This window comes from Pseudomonas sp. HN8-3, assembly GCF_020790195.1.
Lineage (GTDB): Bacteria > Pseudomonadota > Gammaproteobacteria > Pseudomonadales > Pseudomonadaceae > Aquipseudomonas > Aquipseudomonas synxantha_A.
In genome coordinates, this window is record NZ_CP086206.1 from 3,597,074 (window position 1) to 3,615,920 (window position 18,847).

An 18,847-nucleotide genomic window follows, 5' to 3' on the forward strand; every position below is an offset into this window, starting at 1 on the left:
CGCTATCGCAGGCAAGCCAGCTCCCACAGTTGGATGGGTGCTAGGCGAAGGATCGGATTCTTGCCGCCAATTCCGCCAATTCGGCATCATCCGCCCGCACAAAATCGTGGGAAGAGATATAGCCGTCATAAGCCTCAAAAAACTTATCCACCTGCGAGCTCAACGGCTTGAACGTGCTGTCCTGCCCGGTCCCATGCATGGGAAACAACTTCGCATGCAGGTGGTCCACCCCATACCCTTCCAGAATCATCCCCGTACGCGCCACATCGGGAAATGCGCGGTCGATCTGTTGTGCGGTTTTCTTTGCTGCGACCGCGAGCGCTGCCAACACTTCATCCGACTGCGCAAACGCATAGCTGCCGTAATGCTGCTTTGGAATCACCACGCTGAAACCCGGTGTGTTAGGGAAGATCGACAGGAACGCCATATGCTGATCATCCTCCCACAGGATATGGGCCGGGGAGGTTTTGCGGACAATGCTGCAGAAAATACAATCCATTTGAATCACCGCCAGTTTCGTCTTGGGTTTGGTCGTGGCAACCATCTAAAGCTAGGATGGAATGAGCGTCAAACCCTACGGGCATTTTGGGAAATGTCCTAAGACCTGGGTATGCCCGCTGTGCTGAGACAGGAGTTCACCATGGATAAAAACATCATTGTCATCGGCGGCGAGTCCAGCGAAGACATGACGCGCATGACCCGCATCGACGAATATATCGTCGCTTCGTCGGGCAAAACCCAGCCCACGGTGCTCTATATCTCCACCGCCAATGGCGATGACCGTACGAAGATTGCCGACTTCACGCTCAAATACCAAAGCGCCGGCTGCACCGTTGTGCCATTGACGTTTTTCATTCCGCCTTTTCCAACCCCAGCTCATGTTGCCGCGCTGTTTGAACAGGCTGACATCATCTACGTGGCCGGCGGCAACACCCGAGCCTTACTGGCAATCTGGCGTGAATTTGACGTGACCACCCTTTTGAAGCAAGCCCAGGAACACGGCAAAGTGCTTTGCGGCGTCAGTGCCGGCGCCATCTGCTGGTTCGACCACGGGCATTCCGACTCAGGGGGCGTATATGCGCTGGTCGACGGACTGGGTTTTCTCCCTGGCGCGCTGTGCCCGCACTTCAGCTCAGAGGTGGGGAGAGAATCTTCGTTTGTTGAACTGGTTCGACTTAAAAACATACACCCCGCCTACGCGCTGGATGACGGAGTTGCCCTGCATTTCAAGAACGGTGAATACCATGCGACTGTTCATAACTACACGACTGGTAGTGCATATAAACTCAGCAGCACTTCGGAGCCCATTGCAAGGAAACGCCCTACAGCTCTTTAGGGTTGCCGCTCAGAAAATGGCCGCCTAATCTTTGGCGGTCGCTGCAAATTCAGCGACCGGGTTTCGCAGCTCGGTTAAACTCTAGACGCACAGTGTCCACCTCAGATAGCGGGCGCTTTTTAATGCCTGATGTTATGGCGGCTGTGCGCGGGATACCTTCGGGTATGCCGGGTGCTAGAGTCCCGGTCTGCGAACCTGCGTACAGCTGCCACCCAAATATCGTTTCGCAGCGATGGGTGGTGACTCCAATACTCTAGGAGCTACGCCATGATTAAAGACAGTCCGAATCCACCGTCAGATTCAACCGCATTTCACACTGCCGCTCATCGAGCGATAAATCACTACCTGAACCCGTCTGAAAAATCAGAGCCATCTGCTGAGGATCATGGTTTGTTTACCGTACGTGAAGGATTAGACGTCGAGACGCTGCTGGTCAACGCGTCGGAGGATCTTGCGTCGGTTCAAGCGCTGGCAAGCCATTTGGCTTTTGAGATCGAAGGCACCCCGCGTAGCGTAGCTCTGGGAATTTGCCGGATGCTGGAAGGGATTCAGCTGATGGTGGATAAAACGCTAAAACTCAAAGACAAACCAATTCACGGATAGATCTGATCCGAAGACCGAGCAAAGTGAGCACGGTCAAAAGTGGGAGGGGGCTTGCTCCCGATGGCAGTGGGCCAGTTGCAGACGAGCTGACTGACCTACCGCCATCGGGAGCAAGCCCCCTCCCACATCTGGATCAGGCCTGATCAGCCAACCGCCACGTCGTCCCACCCTTCCCGTCTTCCAACACCACACCCATCGCGGTCAGTTGGTCACGGATACGGTCGGATTCCGCCCAGTCCTTGTTAGCCCGAGCAGCCAGACGCGCCTGAATCAACGCATCCACCTGCGCCGCATCCACACGCCCTTCAGCGCCGGCCTGCAGGAAGTCATCGGCTTCCATCTGCAACACACCCAGTACGCTGGCCAGTTCTTTGAGGCGCGCCGCCAGGCCCGCTGCCGCGTCGAGATCAGTCTCACGCAAGCGGTTGATCTCACGCACCATCTCGAACAGCACCGCGCAGGCTTCCGGCGTGCCGAAGTCGTCGTTCATGACTTCGGTAAAGCGTGCCACGAACGTTTCGCCACCAGCAGGTGCCACCGCTGGCAAGCCTTTCAACGCGTGGTAGAAACGCTCAAGGGCGCCCTTGGCGTCCTTGAGGTTGTCTTCCGAGTAGTTGATGGCGCTGCGGTAGTGGCTGGACACCAGCAGGTAACGCACCACTTCCGGGTGGTACTTTTCCAGCACGTCGCGGATGGTGAAGAAGTTGTTCAAGGACTTGGACATCTTCTCGCCATTGATGCGGATCATGCCGCAGTGCATCCAGGCGTTGGCGTAGGTCTTGCCAGTGGCGGCTTCGCTCTGGGCGATTTCGTTTTCGTGGTGCGGGAACTCCAGGTCGCTGCCGCCGCCATGAATATCGAAGGTCTCGCCCAGGCAGCAGGTGGACATTACCGAGCATTCGATGTGCCAGCCCGGACGCCCAGGGCCCCACGGCGATTCCCAGCTTGGCTCGCCGGGCTTGGTACCTTTCCACAGTACGAAGTCGAGCGGGTCCTGCTTGGCTTCGTCGACTTCGATGCGCGCGCCGATGCGCAGGTCTTCGATCTTCTTGCGCGAGAGCTTGCCGTAGCCCATGAACTTGGCGACGCGGTAGTACACGTCACCATTGCCTGGGGCGTAGGCGTAACCCTTGTCGATCAGGGTCTGGATCATCGTGTGCATGCCAGGGATGTGGTCCGTGGCACGCGGTTCCATGTCCGGCTTGAGGATGTTGAGGCGCGCCTCGTCCTCGTGCATGGCAGCGATCATGCGCTCGGTCAGCGCGTCGAACGACTCGCCGTTTTCGTTGGCGCGGTTGATGATCTTGTCGTCGATGTCGGTGATGTTGCGCACATAGGTCAAGTCATAGCCGCTGAAACGCAGCCAGCGGGTCACCAGGTCGAAGGCAACCATGCTGCGACCGTGGCCGATGTGGCAGTAGTCGTACACGGTCATGCCGCACACGTACATGCGCACCTTGTTGCCATCCAGCGGCTTGAAGACTTCTTTGGTCTTGCTGAGTGTGTTGTAGATCGTTAGCACGACAGTTCCTTAAACAGAATCACTGGCCCCACGAATCTCGCAAGGTCACGGTACGGTTGAATACCGGAGCACCAGGTTTGGAGTCCTTGATATCTGCGCAGAAGTAACCTTCGCGCTCGAACTGGAAACGGTCTTCCGGCTGTGCGTCGCCAAGCGATGGCTCGGCACGACAACCAGTGAGCACTTGCAGGGAGTCAGGGTTGATGTTGTCGAGGAAACTCGCGCTGTCTTCGGCCTTCTCGGGGTTCGGCGAGCGGAACAGACGATCGTAAAGGCGCACTTCGCATTCGATGCTGGCAGCGGCCGGCACCCAGTGGACCACACCCTTGACCTTGCGGCCTTCAGGGTTCTTGCCCAGGGTGTCCGGATCGTACGAGCAGCGCAGCTCGACGATGTTGCCATCGGCGTCCTTGATCGCTTCGTCCGCACGGATCACGTAGCTGCCGCGCAGGCGCACTTCGCCGTTCGGCTCCAGGCGCTTGTAGCCCTTGGGCGGCTCTTCCATGAAGTCGTCGCGGTCGATGTAGATTTCGCGGGCGAATGGCAATTTGCGCACGCCCAGCTCTTCTTTCTGTGGGTGACGCGGCAGTTCGAGGTTCTCGACCTGGCCTTCCGGGTAGTTGGTGATCACCACCTTCAACGGCCGCAGCACGCACATGGCGCGGGGGGCGTTGGCGTCGAGGTCCTGGCGGATGCTGAATTCCAGCATCCCGAAGTCGACCACACCGTCGGAACGGTTGGTGCCGACCATGTCGCAGAAGTTGCGGATCGACGCCGGGGTGTAGCCACGGCGACGGAAGCCCGACAGCGTGGACATGCGCGGGTCATCCCAGCCATGTACGTGCTTTTCATCCACCAGTTGCTTGAGCTTGCGCTTGCTGGTGATAGTGTAGTTCAGGTTCAGGCGGCTGAATTCGTACTGACGCGGGTGCGCCGGTACCGGCAGGCTGTCCAGGAACCACTCGTACAGTGGGCGATGGCTTTCGAACTCCAGGGTGCAGATGGAGTGGGTGATGCCTTCGATGGCGTCCGACTGACCGTGGGTGAAGTCGTAGTTGGGGTAGATGCACCACTTGTCACCGGTCTGGTGGTGGTGGGCATGGCGGATGCGATACATGATCGGGTCGCGCAGGTTCATGTTCGGCGAGGCCATGTCGATCTTGGCACGCAGCACGCGGGCGCCGTCCGGGAACTCGCCGGCGCGCATACGGTTGAACCAGTCCAGGTTCTCTTCCACCGAACGGTCGCGGAACGGGCTGTTCTTGCCCGGCTCGGTCAGCGTGCCACGGTACTCCTTGGCCTGCTCCGGGGTCAGGTCGTCCACATAGGCCTTGCCGGCCTTGATCAGCTCGACAGCCCAGTCGAACAACTGGTCGAAATACTTGGAGGCATAGCGCACTTCACCGGACCATTCGAAGCCCAGCCATTTGATGTCGCTTTCAATGGCGTCGATGTATTCCTGGTCTTCCTTGGCCGGGTTGGTGTCGTCGAAACGCAGGTGCGTGACGCCACCGAACTCCTGGGCCAGGCCGAAGTTCACACAGATCGACTTGGCGTGACCGATGTGCAGGTAGCCGTTGGGCTCTGGCGGGAAGCGGGTGACGATCTGCGTATGCTTGCCCGAATCCAGGTCCGCCTGGATGATCGGGCGCAGGAAATTGACCGGGACGGCAGGTCCGGCCTTGGCATTCGAGGTAGGGTCGACAGTGGGCTTGCTCATAGGATCCTTGAACAGACAGGTTCGTGGCCGGGTCAGGCCAGATAAAACAAAGGGCTTATCATAGCCGAAGCTGTCAACCACCTGACAGAGCGCGGTCGAAAACTGCTGCTTTAATTGCTGCTTTAATGACAGGCGCGGTAAAAAACCACCTCGAAATTCCTGCAAGGCACGCTAAACTGCGCGTCTTGGCCCAAGCTTCGCCAAACCGGTCGTGGCGCCCAGGCGCCCAAACCCACGAATTCCCTGAAAAGAGTAGTGAACATGACTCAAGTCAAACTGACCACCAACCACGGTGACATCGTCATCGAGCTGAACGCCGACAAGGCGCCGATCACCGTCGCCAACTTCATCGAATACGTGAAAGCCGGCCACTACGAAAACACCGTTTTCCACCGTGTCATCGGCAACTTCATGATCCAGGGCGGCGGTTTCGAGCCTGGCATGAAAGAAAAGAAAGACAAGCGCCCAAGCATCCAGAACGAAGCGGACAACGGCCTTTCCAACGACAAGTACACCGTCGCCATGGCCCGTACCATGGAGCCGCATTCGGCCTCCGCGCAGTTCTTCATCAACGTCGCCGACAACGCCTTCCTCAACCACAGCGGCAAGAACGTGCAGGGTTGGGGCTACGCGGTGTTCGGTAAAGTCACCGAAGGCCAGGACGTTGTCGACAAGATCAAAGGCGTGTCCACCACCTCCAAGGCCGGTCACCAGGACGTTCCAGCCGAAGACGTGATCGTCGAGAAAGCCGAGATCGTTGGGTGATATTACTGATTTCAGATTTGCATCTGGAAGAGGAGCGCCCGGACATTACCCGGGCGTTTATGGATCTGCTCCACGGCCGCGCCCGTGGCGCCCAGGCGTTGTACATTCTGGGGGACTTCTTCGAAGCCTGGATTGGCGATGATGGCATGACTGCCTTCCAGCGTTCCATCTGTACGGCGTTGCGTGAACTGAGCGACAGCGGCACCCCGATTTTCATCATGCATGGCAACCGCGATTTCCTGATCGGCAAGGCGTTCTGCAAAGCGGCAGGCGCCACCTTGCTCAAGGACCCGAGTGTTGTGCAATTGTATGGCGAGCCTGTGCTGCTGATGCACGGCGACAGCCTCTGCACCCGCGACCTTGGCTATATGAAGCTGCGGCGCATCCTGCGTAACCCGATTGTGTTGTTTATCCTGCGCCATCTGCCCCTGGGCACGCGCCACAAACTGGCACGCAAACTACGTAGCGAAAGCTCTGCCCAAGTGCGCATGAAGGCCAACGATATTGTCGATGTCACGCCCGAAGAAGTGCCGCGGGTGATGCAGCAGTTCGGCGTGCACACCCTGGTCCACGGCCATACGCACCGCCCTGCGATCCATAAGTTGCAGATCGGCGACCAGGCGGCCAAGCGCATTGTGCTGGGGGACTGGGACAAGCAAGGGTGGGCATTGCAGGTGGATGAGCAAGGGTTTCAACTGGCGGCGTTTGACTTCGTCAACCCGCAGTTGGCACTGCCTGGCGCCTAAACCTCTGACACAACACCGATCAACCTGTGGGAGCTGGCTTGCCTGCGATAGCATCACCTCGGTGCATCTGATACACCGAGGTGTCGGCATCGCAGGCAAGCCAGCTCCCACAGGGACCGCGCTGACCTTATGATCAGTGCCCCGCAGCCGCCGGCCCTGCCTTCGCCGTAAACGGCGGCTTGGCCAGCCACACCAGCAACATCAAGCCCATGAACATCCACCCCAGCAACGTGAAGTAATCCACGGTGGACATCATGTACGCCTGGCTGGTGAGAATCTGGTCCAGCTGCGTGTACGCCTTCTGCCCTGCCCCGCCCAGCGCCTGCAAGGCATCACGGGTGGCCGAGTCGTAGGTGGTCATGTTCTCGCTCATGTAGGCATGGTGCTGGTCCGCCCGGCGAATCCAGATCCAGGTGGTCAGCGACGCCGCAAAACTGCCGCCCAAGGTGCGCAGGAACGTCGCCAGCCCTGCGCCGTCGGCAATCTGGTGCGGCGGCAGGTCGGACATCAGGATGCTCAAGGTCGGCATGAAGAACAGCGCCACGCCGATACCCATGAACAGCTGCACCATGGCGATATGGGTAAAGTCCACTTCGTTGGTGAAACCGGCGCGCATAAAGCAGCTCAGGCCAATCGCCAGGAACGCCAGGCCTGCCAGCAAGCGCAGGTCGAACTTGTGCGCGTACTTGCCTACGAACGGCGACATCAGCACCGGCAGGATACCGATCGGTGCCACCGCCAGCCCGGCCCAGGTGGCGGTGTAGCCCATCTGGGTCTGCAGCCACTGCGGCAGGATCAGGTTGATGCCGAAAAAGCCCGCATACCCCAGGATCAACACGATGGTGCCAATGCGAAAGTTACGGTGCGCGAACAACCGCAGGTTTACCACGGGGTGCTTGTCGGTCATTTCCCAGATGACGAACACCGCCAGGGCGATCACCGAAATGGCCGCACCAATGATGATGAAATTGGATTCGAACCAGTCCAGGTCATTGCCCTTGTCGAGGATGATCTGCAAGGCGCCGACCCCGACGATCAGGCTCAACAAACCAACGTAATCCATCGGCTGGTAGCTGGTAACCACCGGACGCTTCTTCAATTGCGAGCGCACCACCATCACCGCGAAGATACCGATGGGCACGTTGATGAAAAAGATCCACGGCCAGCTGTAGCTGTCAGTGATCCAGCCGCCAAGGATAGGGCCTGCAATCGGTGCCACCACCGTGACCATTGCCAGTAACGCCAGGGCCATCCCGCGCCTGGCGGGTGGGTAGACCGCGATCAACAGCGTCTGCGTCATCGGGTACAACGGCCCGGCGACCAAACCTTGCAGCACCCGAAAGCCGATCAACTCGGGCATCGAGGTGGAAATCCCGCACAGGAACGAAGCCAGCACAAACAGGATGGTCGCCCACAGAAACAGCTTCACCTCGCCAAAGCGCCGGCTCAACCAGCCGGTGAGCGGCAACGCGATGGCGTTGCTCACCGCAAACGAGGTGATCACCCAGGTGCCCTGCTCCGAACTCACGCCCAGGTTGCCGGAAATGGTCGGCAACGCCACGTTGGCGATGGTGGTGTCGAGCACCTGCATAAAGGTCGCCAGCGACAGGCCAATAGTGGCCATCAACAGGCTGGGTGGCGTGAACGAGGCGTTATTGCTCATCAGCGTTGCGCAGCCTTGGGAGCGGCGACGCTGTTGTCATGAATCAACTGATTGATCATGGCATCCGCTTCGGCCAATTGACGGTCATACACGCTGGTGGTGAACGAGGCCTTTTGCGGCGCCTGTTGCGCCAGCACCGGGCCGCTCTGGTCGTGCAGGTCTACGTTGACCACGGTACTCAAACCCACCCGCAGCGGGTGCTTGGCCAACTCTTCAGCGTTGATATGGATGCGCACCGGTACCCGCTGCACGATCTTGATCCAGTTGCCGGTGGCGTTCTGTGCGGGCAGCAAGGCGAACGCGCTGCCGGTGCCGGCGCCGAGGCTGTCGACGGTGCCGCTGTACTTCACGTCGCTGCCGTAGATGTCCGACTCGATATCCACCGGCTGGCCGATGCGCATATCCCGCAGTTGGGTTTCCTTGAAGTTGGCGTCAATCCACAGCTGGTCCAGCGGAATCACGGCCATCAGCGCGGTGCCCGGTTGAACACGCTGACCCAGTTGTACGGTGCGCTTGGCTACATAGCCGGTGACCGGCGCAATCAGGGTGCTGCGCGCATTGGTCAGGTAGGCCTGACGCAGTTGTGCAGCGGCGGCTTGCACGTCGGGGTGGGACGAAATCACCGTGTCATCCACCAGGGCATTGGTGGTTTTGAGTTGTTGCTCAAGGTTGGTCAAGGCGTTCTTGGCCGCGGTCAGGCTGTCGCGGGCGTGGGACAGTTCTTCCTGGGAGATCGCTCCGCCCTGGGCCAGGGTCTTACGGCGGTTGTAGTTGTCCTGGGCCGTTTGCACATCGGCCTTCTGCGCATTGACCTGGGCTTTCATGCCGTCGACATTGCTGTACAAGCCGCGCACCTGGCGCACAGTGCGCGCCAGGTTGGCCTGGGCACTTTGCAGGCCGACGGCAGCATCGTTGGGGTCGAAATTGATCAGCACCTGGCCTTCATGCACCAGGTCGCCATCGTCGGCGCCGATGCTGACCACGGTGCCGGTGACCAGTGGGGTGATTTCCACCACGTTGCCGTTCACGTAGGCATCATCGGTGCTCTCGTTGAAGCGCCCGTAGAACTGATACCAGGCCCACACGCCGACCACACCGAGGATGACGATCAGCGCCAGGCCGATGAGCATGACTTTGCGTTTGCGTGGGTTGTTGTCTTTGGGTTGTTCAGTTGCGTTGTTACTGTCGGCAGTGGCCATGACAAATACCTCAAATTATTCCGTGCGTGTGGCGGGGGTGGTCGCGGCCACGTTGCTGGCGTTGTATCCGCCGCCCAGGGCCTGCATCAGTTGAATCGACAGATCGATCTGCGCCGCCTTCAGGGTCGCCAGCTGACGCTGGGCCTGCAGCAGTTGCTGCTCGATGCTGAGCACATCCAGGTAGTTACCGATGCCCGAGCTGTAGCGTTGCACCCCGGTGTCGTAGGACTGCTGGGCGATGTCGGCGGCATGTTGCTGGGCCTGGATCTGGCGGCCGGTGTCGCGCAGCTGCGAAAGGCTGTTGCCGATATCACCCAGGGCTTGCACCAGGGTTTTGTTGTATTGGGCCACGGCTAGGTCGTAGTCGGCGTCGCGGGCGTCAAGGTCGGCGCGCAGGCGGCCGCCATCAAAAATCGGCAGCGAAATCGTCGGCGCAATATTGAAGAAACGGCTGGACGAACCGAACATCGCATCGCCCAGCAACGACTCGGCGCCTGCGCTCGCGCTCAGGTTGAGGTTGGGGTAGAAGCGGGTTTTGCTGGCGTCGATGTTCTTGCTCGCCGCCTCCACTCGCCAGCGTGCGGCGACCAGGTCCGGGCGACGACCGAGCAGCTCGGCAGGCAACACCGCGGGCACCGCGACGGCGCTGGGTTTGAGCACCGCCGGGCGGGCCAACTCGTCGCCACGGTCCGGGCCTTTGCCGAGCAATACGGCGAGGGCGATCTTGGCGCTTTGCAGTTGTTTTTCCGCGTCGATCAGTTGCGACTGGGAGCTGGCTTCCAGGCTCTCGGTCTGCTGGTACTGGTATTCGCTGTCTATGCCGGAACTCAGGCGGCGCTTGCTCAGGTCGAGCATCTGGCGGGTGCGCTTGAGGTCATCGACGGCCAGGTCACGCACGATATGCGCCTGGCCCAGGTCGCTGTAGGCCTTGGCCACGTTGGCCGCCAGGGTCAGGCGCGCGGCCTGCTGGTCGACTTCGGCGGCGCGGGCCTGGCCCAACGCGGCTTCCCAGGCTGCGCGCTGGCCGCCCCAGAGGTCGAAGTTGTAGTTGAAGCTGGCGCCGATGTTGCGCACCGTCGAATAGGCATCGCCCTGACCACGCGGGTCCTGGTCTTTGGCCAAGCGCGAGCGGCTTACACCGGCGCTGGCATCCACGGTCGGCATACGGGCGGCGTTGGCGGCATAGGCGGCGGCTTCGGCCTGGTGGGCACGGGCGTCGGCGACTTGCATGTCGGGGCTGCTTTGCAGGGCCTCCTGGATCAGGCCGTCAAGCTGTGGGTCGCCGAGGCTTTTCCACCAGTCGGCGGCCGGCCAGGCGGCGCTCGACAGCGTCACGCCGCTTAGGGATTTGCCGGTTTGCAGGGTGTTGGCGTCGAGGCGCTGACCCTGGGTGTCGAGGCCGCTGTAATTGGCGCAACCGGCCAACGTCATCGCCGCCAGCACCAGGCTGAGTGCGCGTGTGTTCATGATCTACCTACCCGCTGGATCGTGATGGGGTCACCCGCAGCGATCAGTATCTTCTTCAGGATCCGCTCCAGGGTTTCCAACTCGCCCGGTTCAAGCGCGCCGGCCAGTTGGTTGAGGGCCTGGGCGCCGATGTGCGGGAGCATGTCCGCCAGGCGCTGGCCCTCGGCAGTCAGCACCAACTGCACCTGGCGGCGATCCAGCTCGGAGCGCTTGCGGCTGAGCAGGTCTTTTTGCTCCAGCCGGTCGAGCATCCGCGTCATCGAACCGCTGTCCAGGGACAGGTTGCGGCACAGCTCGGCCGGGGTGTCGACGCCGAACTGGGCCATGATGATCAACACCTTGAACTGCGCGGCGGTGATGCCGTGGGGTTCCATATGGGTGTCGATGATGCGGTCCTTGAGAATCGCGGCGCGGCCCAGCAACAGGCCGAGGTGGCAGTTGTGGAAGTTATCGGGGGTGAAGTGAGGCATCGAAAGTCACCTTATTACTGCCTAGGCAGTGAATGTGTGACGAGATGTTACTGCTTAGGCAGCGAATGTCAAATGGAATAATTAGGTTGCTTGGTAGTTGACCGAAGGCTGGAGTGAAATGAAAACCAATGTGGGAGGAGCAAGTCGAATCGTCGCACCGCCCCTCCCACATTTTTTACCGCGTACCGATCAGAAATCGCGTTTGTAAAAGATATCCAGGGAACTGGCTACGCCCGTAGCGACTTCCAGGTACACCTTCTTGCTCAGCAGGTAGCGCAACGCAATGGTGTTAGCCGGTTCAAACACCCCGACCCCATAACGCAGGCTGAGCTTCTCGTTGATCTTGCCGCTGGCCACCACCGCGGTGCTGTTACCGGTGCCCTGGGTGTCGAGGTCGAAATCCTGGATACCCAGCTTATTGGCGATATCCGAGGTCACACCGGCGCTGCCCATCAAGCCCAGGCCCAGGGCGGCTTCGGCGAGCATGTTGTTGTCTTCGCCGGTGTTGGTGCGCGAACGGCCCAACACCAGGTACGACAGCGCATCCTCTTGAGCCATGGCCGGCTCGGAGAAAATCTGCGTGGCCGGCTGTTCGGCGCTGCCGCTCAGGCGAATACCGGCAGTCACGGTGCGGGACGATTCAACCACTACGCGCACCGCTTCGATATCCAGGAACGGCTGGTCCAGCGGCCCGGCGAACAACAGCCGCGCACGGCGCACATTGAGGCGCTGGCCGTAGGCACGGTAGCGGCCGTCGTTGAGCCACAGCTCGCCACGGGTGTCCATGTTGTCGCCGATATGCACATGGCCCTGGACCTTGGCGGTCAGGCCGAAGCCGGCGAAGTTGAGCTGGTCTTCACCCACCTCCACGTCGATATCCATGGCCATGGCCATTGGCGCTTTGCCCTCTTCGGTCTGGCTGCCGATGATTACCGTGTCGTCAGAGACCTTGACCGTCGAAGGCGGCAGCTCGCGCACGGTGATATCGCCACGGGGGATATGCACTTTGCCGGCAATCGCCAGTTTGTCGTCCTTGAGACTGATCTTCAGGTCGGGTGCCACTTCCAGCTTGGCATAGGGTTCTACGGTGACCGGCAGTTGCGAGCCCTTGAGGCTGAGGTCGACCACCAGGGCGCGGCCCCAGTCGATCTGGCCCGTGAGGCTACCCTGCCCGGCCTTGCCGCTACGCCAGCCACCGTTGAGCTGCACGCTTTCGCCGGCGATCTGCGCCTGCAGATTCAAGCCCTCAAGGCTGATGGGCAACTCGGGCCCGGAGACTTCACCGTCCACCAGGTTCAGGTTGCCGTTGACCAGCGGCGCGAGTAAACCGCCGGAGATGCGGCCACTGCCGTTGAGCTTGCCGGTGAGCTTTTCCACCATCGGCACAAACGGCCGCGCCACGGCGAGGTCCAGGCCGGTGAGGCTGAAATTGCCGGTGATCGGCTTATTGTTCGGCAGCGGATTTATCTGCGCCTGCAACAACAACTCGCCAAGCTTGCCGCCACGAAAATTCAGCTGGGTGTCGATACGCTTGGGGTTGAGGGTGGTTTCCAGCTTCAGGGTGTCGTAGGGGAAATCCAGCCACTGGCCCTTGTCACGCACGCGCAAGGTGCCGCCGCTGGCATCTACCGCCACTACGCCCTTGGGTCCGCTTTCGGGCAAATCGAGCTGTACGTCAGCATTGAGCTTGCCCTGCCAGGCGAAGTCTTTGGGCAAAAATGCCGCAAGGCTGTCGATGGGGAATTGCTTGAGGTGGTAACGCAGCTTCGGTTCGGGCATCAGGCGCTGGTCTTCGCCACACAGGCTGGCGGGCCCGGAGACCCAGCAGTGCGCACCGAAGGTCAGCTTGCCATCGGCCAGGCGCTCGATTTTCGCCGGGGCTTGCAGCCGCCAGTCCTGGCCGCCGGCTTGTACATCACCGCTGGCCAGGCGCCCGCGCCAGTTGTTTTTATCGAGGTTGCCATCCAATGCCAGGGCCAGCTTGACCAGGGGGCCGGCCAGGTCCAGTTGGACCTTTTGGTTCTTGATATCGCCCTGGGCGCTGGCGGTCAGGTTGCCGACCTGGGTTTCGCCGGCGTAGATGCCGCTGGCCTTGAGGTCGAGCTTGGCGCGTTGGGCGCTATCGAGGCTGGCGTCGAGGTTGAGGGCTTGCAGGCGATTGTCGGCAAATGCGAGTTGCTGGCCCTTGAGGTCGAGTTTGCCTTGCGGCGCCTTCAAGGTGCCGGCCACATCGACACGCCCATTGATTTGCCCGCGCAGTTGCGGCCAAAGCTGGGCCAGGCGCGTCAGCTTGATGTCGATCTGCCCGGCCAGGCGTTGTTGCAGGCTGCCACTGCCGTTGATGCGGTTGTCACCCAAGCGGATGTCCAGGTTGGCGAGGGTCCATTGTTCGCCTGCACCTTCGGCCTTGGCCGCCAGCACAGCGGTTTGCCCGCGCAGGCGGCCCTTGAGGTCGAGGTCGGCGTTGAGCTTGAGTTGTTCATTTTTGAACTCGCCTTTGCTGCGCAGCGGTCCGGCCAGGGTGCCAGGTAACTCGGCCACCCAGTACGCCGGGTTCAGTGCCGACAGGTCCAGCGCGGTGTCCCAGGCAATACCGTCGGCAAATTGCAGGTTCAGGTGGCCTTCGGCCTTGCCCTGACCGGCCGTCAGTTTCAACTCGGGCAGGAAGACTTGCTTGAGGTCGCCACTGAAGGGGGTGACCACATTGAACTTACCCGCCGGGCCGTCGAGGTCGGCCTTGAGGTTGCCCAGGTAATTGCCGTCCTTATAGGAGATTTCACCATTGAAGGTACGCAATGCCACTTGCGGCTCGTCGATGACGGGATAGAGGCGATGCCAGGGGAAGTCCAGCCAGTCGATTTTGGCGTCAGCACTGAAGCCTTGTTGCCAATCCAGGTTGGCACTGAGCTTGAGGCTTTGCTGGTCACCGGCATTCAGGTCCAGCCCGGCGATCTGCGCGCCCTTGGCGTCGACCTTGCCTTGCAGGAGTAAATCCACCGGGCCTTGTTCCGCTGGCAGCACGGCCTTGCCCAGCAACTGGTAGCCATCTTTCAGGTTGCCCTTGGCGCTCAAGTCCAACTGGTTGAGTTGCAAGGTGTCAGGCAGGTCGGCGCTGGGTTTGAACGCCTCGGAGGTGATGTGCAACTGCGCCGGCAGGTTTTCGGCCAGGGGTTGCAGCTCGCCTTTGAGCTTGGCCGGCAGGTAGCCGCTGCTGTCGGCGTCGAGCTTGAGGGTCTTGAGCAGGTCGCCGTCGAGCTTGAGCGCGACGCTCCAGAGTGCACCGCCTGGGGCGTAGGGCAGGCTCAGGTTGCCGGTGGCATTCAGCGGCCAATCGCCGGTAGGTTGCAGCAGGCCGGCAAGGTCGAGCACCAGGTCATCGCGCTGCAAATGTACCGAGTCAATCTGCATACCAGCGGTGGTCCAGTGCGCCGCCAGTTGCAGGCCCTTGAGTTCTTCGCTGCCGTTGAACAGCAGGCTACCGATGCGAACGTCGCCCAGTTGGATGGCAACCGGCAGTTTCAGGTCGGGGAGCTGAATCGGCCCGCTGCTGCTCTCTTCGGCACTGGGGGCAAATTCCAGGCTGACCTGTTCCACGTCCAGTCGGTTGATACACAGGGTCATGCGCAACAGACAGCCGGGCGACCAGTCAAACGTCGGCGCATTCAGCTCGACGCGGCTGCCGTCCTGCTGCCACAGCAGATGATCGGCACTCCACTGCCCGCCCAGGCGGCCCTGGAAATTCTCCACGCTCAACCCTGGCACCTGGCGCAAGGCCCAGCGACTGCCCGCCTGGGTACCAAGCACTGACCACAGCGCCAACAAAAGCAAAACGAGGATGGCGACCAGCACCAGCCCCGCTATTTTCAAACCACGCATCACAGCTCAGGCCCCATTGAAAAGTGCAAGCGAACGCCGCCCGGATCTTCGAGGGCATGGGCCAGGTCGAGGCGGATCGGCCCCACCGGCGACACCCAGCGCACGCCGACGCCGACGCCGGTTTTCAGGGTCGGCAGGTCCAGGTTGTTGAACGAGTTACCCTGGTCGATGAAGGTCGCGATCCGCCATTTATCGGTGATGGAGTATTGATACTCGGCACTCAAGGCCACCATGTAGCGGCCACCGATGCGGTCGCCGCGGTCGTTCTCCGGCGACAGGGTCTGGTACTCGTAGCCGCGCACGCTCTGGTCGCCACCGGCAAAGAAGCGCAACGACGGCGGCACGGATTTGTAGCCGTTGGTGGCACTGCCGCCAAATTGTGCGCGCCCCAGAAAACGGTGGTTGTCCCACAAGGTGGTCAGGCCCTTGATCGTGGCCGTGCCGTAAAGCAGGTTGGTGTCAGACCCCAGGCCCTCTTTGGCGACCTTGGTGTCGAACATCAGGCGATAGCCATGGTGCGGGTCGATACGGTTGTCGCTGCGCAGGTAGGAATAACTCACCCCCGGCATCAACAGGTTACTCAGCCCCGAGTCATTGCCCAGGCGGTATTCCTCACGCTGGTACTTGAGGGAAATCACCCGCGTCCAGCCGCTGGGCAACTTGCTGTGCCATTCGGGGCCAATGGTGAGCAGCTTGCTCAAGGTGTCGGTGTTGGCGATCTCTTCATTCTGATAGCCGCCGGCAAAACGCAATTTGTCGGTGAGCGGCGGGTCCAGCGGGATGTCATACCACAGGCCGACGTTCTGCCGCGGTGCCGACAATTCGGCTTCCCAACCGTAGCTGTGGCCCTGGGGGTTGACCCAATGCCGCGTCCAGTTGGCTTTGCCCCGTGGGCCGACGTCGGTGGAGTAACCCAGGCCGAGGCCCATGGTGCGGGGCTTGCGGGTTTCCAATTGTACAGCGACCGGGATCACGTCATCAGTCGCGGCGGTGGGGCTGGCGTCCACGCGCACGCCTTCGAAGAAGCCGCTGGCTTGCAGGTTCTGGTTGAGTTCGGCGACCAGCTCGGAGTCGTACGGCGTGCCACTGTCAAAGGGCACCATGCGTTGCAACAGTTCTTCATCAAACGGCGTGTCGCCGCTGAAGCTGACCTTGCCCATGCTGTAGCGCGGGCCGCTGTCGTAAATGAGTTCGATGTCGGCCACGCCCGCTTGAGGATCAACCGCGAGCTTCTGGCTAGTGAAGCGCCCGCTGAAAAAGCCGTAGCGTGACGCCTGGTTCTGGATCAGGCGCTTGGCGTCTTCGTAATGACCGTGATTGAGCACGGCACCGGGCTTGAGGTCGTCGCTGGCGGGTACGCGAAAGGCCTTGAGGCTCGCGGCCTGGCCATCGACCCGAATGGTCACGTCGCGCAAATGCACCGGTTCGCCGGGGTCGATGGTGAGGGTCAGGCGCGGATTCTTGCCGCCCTTCACCTCGCTGGCGATCTGTGGCTGATAGAAGCCCAGTGCCTGCGCGGCTTTGCGCGCCTGCTCCTCGGCGCCACGGCTGAACCGCAGCAAGGCTTCTTCGTCACGATCGCCAACCCCGCCGATATAGCCTTCGATGTTGGCTTTCAGCGCGTCGTTTGAGGGTTTGATCCGCACGTCCAGTTCACTTTGCGCCAATGCGCCGCAGCTTGTGAACAGCAGAATCAAGCCGCTGGTAAATCTTCCTGGATACTTCATAGGCGCGGATGCTACACGAGCTAGGGAGGGACTTTGAACTCGGATTTGTCTGAATAATTCTGTCCTAAGACGTTGCAGGATGTAACGCCTGGGGATTGGGATGGAAAAACACATGCTCCAGCACCGGCCCTACGGCGACTTCACCGATCTCCTCATAGCCTTGGCGCTTGTAGAAATCCAGGTAACGGGAGTTGCCGGTGTCGAGCACCACGCCTGAAGAGTGCGGATCGTCGGCGCACCAGTTGTGCACGGCTTCAAGCAGCTGCTCACCATGACGCTGGCCCTGGAACTGCGGGTGAATGCCCAGCAACGGCAGCACATGCACGGCCTCGCTGGGCAGGCACGCCAGGACTGCCTGATGGTATTCCAGGTAACGCCGGGTACCGCGCACGCCGGTACTCAGCCACATGCGGATCTGCCAGGCCCAGCTCTCGGTGATGCCCAGGCGTCGTTGCGGCGGCGCAATCAGGGCGATACCGATCAGCCGGTCGTTGACGAACAGGCCGATGGCGGGAAGCTTCTGAAAAAAGTGCTGTTTGACCAATTCGCGCACGGTGGCGCGCACCCGTTGTTCATAACCCGGCCGTTCGGCTTCGAAGATATAGGCGAAGGTCGGTTCATGGCGATACGCCTGGTAAAGCAGGGATCGCGCTTCACGGGAATAACCGCTATTGAGCAGGCGGATTTCGGCAGTGGCCGTCGAAGTGTCTGGCATAACAGTCAATCTCCCTGGGCGCCACTCAAACATGGCGTTCTTATGGGTACGAACCTGTGCAGCTCCAGTCGTTCCCAGACATTAGCAGCGCATTCACCCTGCCGCCACGCTGGCCCCCGTCCGACTTGTCGGCTAGCATCGCCCTTTTGCCAGACTGGACTGCCGACCATGAAAATCGTCTCCTTCAATATCAACGGGCTGCGTGCTCGCCCTCATCAGCTGGCGGCGCTGATTGAAAAGCATCAACCTGACGTGATCGGCCTGCAGGAAACCAAGGTTCACGATGATCAGTTCCCGCTGGCCGAAGTGCAGGCTTTGGGTTATCACGTGTACTACCACGGGCAGAAAGGCCATTACGGCGTGGCCCTGCTCTCGCGCCAGCCGGCCTTGAGCCTGCACAAAGGTTTTGCCAGCGATGAAGAAGACGCCCAGCGTCGTTTTATCTGGGGCACCTTCGCCGATGAAAACGGCCACCCGGTGACCATCATGAACGGCTACTTCCCCCAGGGCGAAAGCCGCGACCACCCCACCAAGTTCCCGGCCAAGCAGCGCTTCTATGAAGACTTGCAGCACCTGCTGGAAAGCCAGTTCAGCAATGACCAGGCGCTGGTGGTGATGGGCGACGTGAACATTTCCCCGCAAGACTGCGACATCGGTATCGGCGCCGATAACGCCAAGCGCTGGCTGAAAACCGGCAAGTGCAGCTTCCTGCCGGAGGAGCGCGAGTGGATGGAGCGCCTGAAGAACTGGGGCCTGGTGGACAGCTTCCGCCACCTCAACCCGGACGTGACCGACCGTTTCAGCTGGTTCGACTATCGCAGCCGTGGGTTTGAGGATGAGCCCAAGCGCGGGCTGCGCATTGACGTGATCATGGCGTCCACCGGGCTGGTGCCACGGGTCAAGGATGCCGGGGTGGATTACGATTTGCGTGGCTTGGAGAAGCCGTCGGACCATGCACCGATCTGGTTGGAACTGAGCTGATAGCAAGCCTGGTGAAGATCTAAATGTGGGAGGGGCGGTGCGACGATTCGACTTGCC

Annotated in this window: 15 protein-coding genes; 5 read left to right on the forward strand and 10 right to left on the reverse strand. The window is 60.8% G+C overall.

Annotated elements, in window-relative coordinates:
- Positions 1 to 40: 40 nt before the first annotated feature.
- The gene (locus LJX92_RS15850; RefSeq protein WP_228309914.1) at positions 41 to 499 is read right to left on the reverse strand and encodes an HIT family protein; all 459 of its coding nucleotides are present in this window, start codon (positions 497 to 499) and stop codon (positions 41 to 43) included.
- 141 nt (positions 500 to 640) lie between these two features.
- Here LJX92_RS15850 and LJX92_RS15855 point away from each other — a divergent pair, with 141 nt between their 5' ends.
- A complete protein-coding gene (locus LJX92_RS15855) occupies positions 641 to 1,336 on the forward strand; it encodes a peptidase E (protein WP_103734480.1) in 696 nt (231 codons plus the stop codon).
- Between the two features lie 267 nt (positions 1,337 to 1,603).
- Positions 1,604 to 1,939 (forward strand): DUF6124 family protein, encoded by a 336-nt coding sequence (locus LJX92_RS15860; RefSeq protein ID WP_228308588.1) that lies wholly within the window; start codon positions 1,604 to 1,606, stop codon positions 1,937 to 1,939.
- A gap of 133 nt (positions 1,940 to 2,072) precedes the next feature.
- On the opposite strand, the gene cysS is transcribed toward LJX92_RS15860, so the two are convergent.
- Complete coding sequence (gene cysS, locus LJX92_RS15865) at positions 2,073 to 3,461, reverse strand: cysteine--tRNA ligase (RefSeq protein ID WP_228308589.1); 1,389 nt, start codon at positions 3,459 to 3,461, stop codon at positions 2,073 to 2,075.
- A 19-nt stretch (positions 3,462 to 3,480) separates the two neighbouring features.
- Entirely contained in the window at positions 3,481 to 5,181 is a 1,701-nt protein-coding gene (locus LJX92_RS15870; RefSeq protein ID WP_005789177.1) for a glutamine--tRNA ligase/YqeY domain fusion protein, read from the reverse strand.
- Between the two features lie 261 nt (positions 5,182 to 5,442).
- Between LJX92_RS15870 and LJX92_RS15875 the strand changes: the two genes are divergently transcribed.
- Positions 5,443 to 5,946, forward strand: a complete 504-nt coding sequence (locus LJX92_RS15875) for a peptidylprolyl isomerase (RefSeq protein ID WP_005789179.1) — start codon at positions 5,443 to 5,445, stop codon at positions 5,944 to 5,946.
- Positions 5,943 to 6,692, forward strand: a complete 750-nt coding sequence (gene lpxH / locus LJX92_RS15880) for a UDP-2,3-diacylglucosamine diphosphatase (RefSeq protein ID WP_228308590.1) — start codon at positions 5,943 to 5,945, stop codon at positions 6,690 to 6,692. The genes LJX92_RS15875 and lpxH overlap by 4 nt, the downstream gene beginning before the upstream one ends.
- 133 nt (positions 6,693 to 6,825) lie before the next feature.
- Here lpxH and LJX92_RS15885 read toward each other — a convergent pair whose 3' ends face one another.
- From LJX92_RS15885 to LJX92_RS15915, 7 genes are all read right to left on the reverse strand, one after another.
- The gene (locus LJX92_RS15885; protein ID WP_032880582.1) at positions 6,826 to 8,355 is read right to left on the reverse strand and encodes a DHA2 family efflux MFS transporter permease subunit; all 1,530 of its coding nucleotides are present in this window, start codon (positions 8,353 to 8,355) and stop codon (positions 6,826 to 6,828) included.
- Positions 8,355 to 9,554 carry an efflux RND transporter periplasmic adaptor subunit gene (locus LJX92_RS15890; protein WP_078821684.1) on the reverse strand — a complete coding sequence of 400 codons (1,200 nt, stop codon included), beginning with the start codon at positions 9,552 to 9,554 and terminating at the stop codon, positions 8,355 to 8,357. Before LJX92_RS15890 ends, LJX92_RS15885 begins: the two co-directional genes overlap by 1 nt.
- Before the next feature lie 15 nt (positions 9,555 to 9,569).
- Complete coding sequence (locus LJX92_RS15895) at positions 9,570 to 11,021, reverse strand: efflux transporter outer membrane subunit (RefSeq protein ID WP_228308591.1); 1,452 nt, start codon at positions 11,019 to 11,021, stop codon at positions 9,570 to 9,572.
- Entirely contained in the window at positions 11,018 to 11,491 is a 474-nt protein-coding gene (locus tag LJX92_RS15900; protein ID WP_005789189.1) for a MarR family winged helix-turn-helix transcriptional regulator, read from the reverse strand. The genes LJX92_RS15895 and LJX92_RS15900 overlap by 4 nt, the downstream gene beginning before the upstream one ends.
- A gap of 189 nt (positions 11,492 to 11,680) precedes the next feature.
- On the reverse strand, positions 11,681 to 15,367 hold the full coding sequence (locus LJX92_RS15905; protein WP_228308592.1) for a translocation/assembly module TamB domain-containing protein: 3,687 nt from the start codon (positions 15,365 to 15,367) through the stop codon (positions 11,681 to 11,683).
- Positions 15,367 to 17,094 (reverse strand): autotransporter assembly complex protein TamA, encoded by a 1,728-nt coding sequence (locus LJX92_RS15910; RefSeq protein ID WP_228308593.1) that lies wholly within the window; start codon positions 17,092 to 17,094, stop codon positions 15,367 to 15,369. Before LJX92_RS15910 ends, LJX92_RS15905 begins: the two co-directional genes overlap by 1 nt.
- Before the next feature lie 64 nt (positions 17,095 to 17,158).
- Positions 17,159 to 17,809, reverse strand: a complete 651-nt coding sequence (locus LJX92_RS15915; RefSeq protein WP_103734474.1) for a GNAT family N-acetyltransferase — start codon at positions 17,807 to 17,809, stop codon at positions 17,159 to 17,161.
- 168 nt (positions 17,810 to 17,977) lie between these two features.
- On the opposite strand from LJX92_RS15915, the gene xthA reads away from it, so the two are divergent.
- On the forward strand, positions 17,978 to 18,790 hold the full coding sequence (gene xthA, locus LJX92_RS15920; protein ID WP_032880573.1) for an exodeoxyribonuclease III: 813 nt from the start codon (positions 17,978 to 17,980) through the stop codon (positions 18,788 to 18,790).
- The last annotated feature ends 57 nt before the right edge of the window (positions 18,791 to 18,847 follow it).